The organism is Pedobacter sp., from assembly GCF_045628745.1.
In the GTDB taxonomy this organism is placed as follows: Bacteria; Bacteroidota; Bacteroidia; order Sphingobacteriales; family Sphingobacteriaceae; genus Pedobacter.
The window spans coordinates 1-2,494 of record NZ_JAZQPU010000218.1 but is presented as its reverse complement, the minus strand read 5'-3'; the positions used below and the strand labels follow the sequence as shown (position 1 = coordinate 2,494).

Genomic DNA, 2,494 nt, shown 5'->3' with positions numbered 1-2,494 from the left:
TAAGCTGATGAGCGTTGAACTGAGTAATACCCGCACTGACCTCGGTGCTTTAGCTAAAGAACTAGATATCAGTGTGACCTTATTGTATCGCTGGCGGAGGGAATTTTCCAGCAAACAAGGGAGCAGTTTTCCTGGAAATGGAAAGGTTATACTCACAGCAGCAGAGCAAGAATTAGCTCTTTTAAAGAAAGAACTGCGTGAGACGCAGATGGAGCGCGATATATTAAAAAAGGCTATCAGCATTTTCTCCAAGGGAGACAACAAATATTCAGGTTCATAAAGGGCCATAGCAGGATATTTTTAGTTGAGAAAATGTGTTCGGTATTTAAAGTAAGCAGAGGCGGATTTTACAAGTGGCAACAAGTAGTCCATCAAAAAGAAGCATTGAAAATCAGCTGCTTGAAATCTAGTGCTGCAAGCTTTTGACAACAGTAAAAAAATATATGGCAGCCCAAGGATTACCTTGGAACTGAATAAAAAAGATATCAAAGTATCCAGACCAAGAGTGGCCAGGATGATGAGAAAAGCAAAGCTTAGGAGCATTGTGAAGAAGAAATTTAAGGTCACCACAGACTCCAGTCATAAATTTCCTGTGCCGGAAAATATATTGGATCGTGATTTTAAGCCCGGAATTCTGGGGGCTGTTTGGGTGTCTGACATCACATACATCAGAACCAAACAAGGCTGGCTGTACCTGACCACGGTAATAGACCTTGGTGATAGAAAAATAATAGGCTGGGCATTGAGCTTAACGATGAAAACAATTGATACAGTGATACCTGCGTTTAAAATGGCACGAAAAAGGCGTCCGATAACCCAGGAACTGATATTTCATTCTGACCGCGGAGTTCAATATGCATGCAATGACTTCAGGTGTTTTTTGGAAACAAATCCGTTGATCACCAGGAGCATGAGCAGAAAAGGAAATTGTTGGGACAATGCAGTAGCTGAAAGCTTTTTTAAAAAGCTGAATGTGTATACCAACATAAGTTCGTAGATAAAGAGCAAGCAGCACTCATTGTTTTTGAGTATATAGAAACCTGGTATATTCGTAAAAGACTACATTCTGCACTGGGGTACTTGTCCCCGGAAGAATATGGAAGAAACTTAAATAAACAAAATATTGCAGCTTAACCGAATGTCCACTTTATTGTTGCAATTCCAGAAGTGGTATAACTGTTTTAGCTGCCGTACCAGATAAGTATCTTTTTTACGGTGAAGGCCGGGACTACGACTATGGCCCTGGCATTCACATGACAGCGAATACCCAGATTAACTTCAATAATCATTTTGGTATTGAACTTAGTGGCCTTGGAAGTCGTTTCATAACCATCAATGGCAACAAATCTTCCTATACACTCTATACACTTAACGCAGATATAAATGCAAACATTATAAATCGATTATCAATTGCCGTAGGTTTAGGACGATACACACTTAACGGCTATTATGAAGGTTTCAGAAATGTATCCCAGATTTTTCCATTTGCCCATTTTTCTGTGGGATATAGATTATAACATATTCACCGTTTAAAAGAAAGGAATATCCAACCCATTCCAGAAAATAATAAGATCTCGCAAGAATACACACATAATTTCGAGGTGGAATTGCTAATCCATTCCCCCTTTACTCAGAGCGAGGATTACAAAAAAACAGTTTTACTAAGTTGAAGATAAAGTAGATAGGCAGAAGATTGTAATTCATTCACTTAACGGATAAAGATGGTTAACCATTTCGTTCTATTATTTGATGTGACTTAAACCATACCATTATCATTTTATCAACAAACCAATGCTAATGGAAGTCAATTTTTTGTACTTAAGTTAATCAAACAATTAAAACGAAATATAAGATGATCAACAAAACATTTTTAGCTTTAAGCATTTGGTTGTTGGCTTTTAGCTTCGCCAATGCACAGACCGGACAGCTTACATTGGAGGAATGCTACCATTTGGCAAAGGTAAACTATCCTGCGATCAAGAAATTGGATTTGGTAGATAAGTCGGCAGATTATACCATCAGGAATGCCAATAAAAGATTTTTACCACAATTAAACGTTGCTGGACAGGCTACCTATCAATCACAGGTAGTGGATTTTGGCGACTTACTTGGCGGTGTTTTACCCGCACAATTTCTTCCCCCTAAATTAAGCAAAGACCAATATAGAATTTCGGGGGAGGTGGACCAGTTATTGTTTGATGGTAACAATACCCATTATCAAAAGGAAATCATCAATGCCAACGCAAGTTTGCAGAAACAAAATGTACAAGTAGAGCTTTATGCCGTCAATGACCGCATCAATTCAATTTTCTTTTCTGTTTTTTTGATAGTTGCACAGTCGGAACTCAACAAGCTGAAAATCGCTAATCTTCAAACCCAGCTCGAAAAAACGGAAGCCGCTTATAAATATGGAACGGCTTATGCCAGTGATGTAAATGAAATAAAAGCCGAAATTGAAAATACAAAATCGACAAACATAGACTACGAGGGAAAC

The 2,494-nt window shown here is 38.3% G+C and carries 2 protein-coding genes and 1 pseudogene; all 3 read left to right on the top strand.

Translation table 11 applies throughout. The features are described 5' to 3' along the window. Positions 1-1,134: pseudogene (locus ACR2F7_RS08270) on the top strand (IS3 family transposase); the annotation flags it as partial. A 119-nt stretch (positions 1,135-1,253) separates the two neighbouring features. Then, complete coding sequence (locus tag ACR2F7_RS08265; protein WP_432713109.1) at positions 1,254-1,517, top strand: hypothetical protein; 264 nt, start codon at positions 1,254-1,256, stop codon at positions 1,515-1,517. Positions 1,518-1,852: 335 nt separating this feature from the next. Continuing rightward, a partial coding sequence (locus ACR2F7_RS08260) for a TolC family protein (RefSeq protein ID WP_432713108.1) occupies positions 1,853-2,494 on the top strand: 642 nt, incomplete at its 3' end.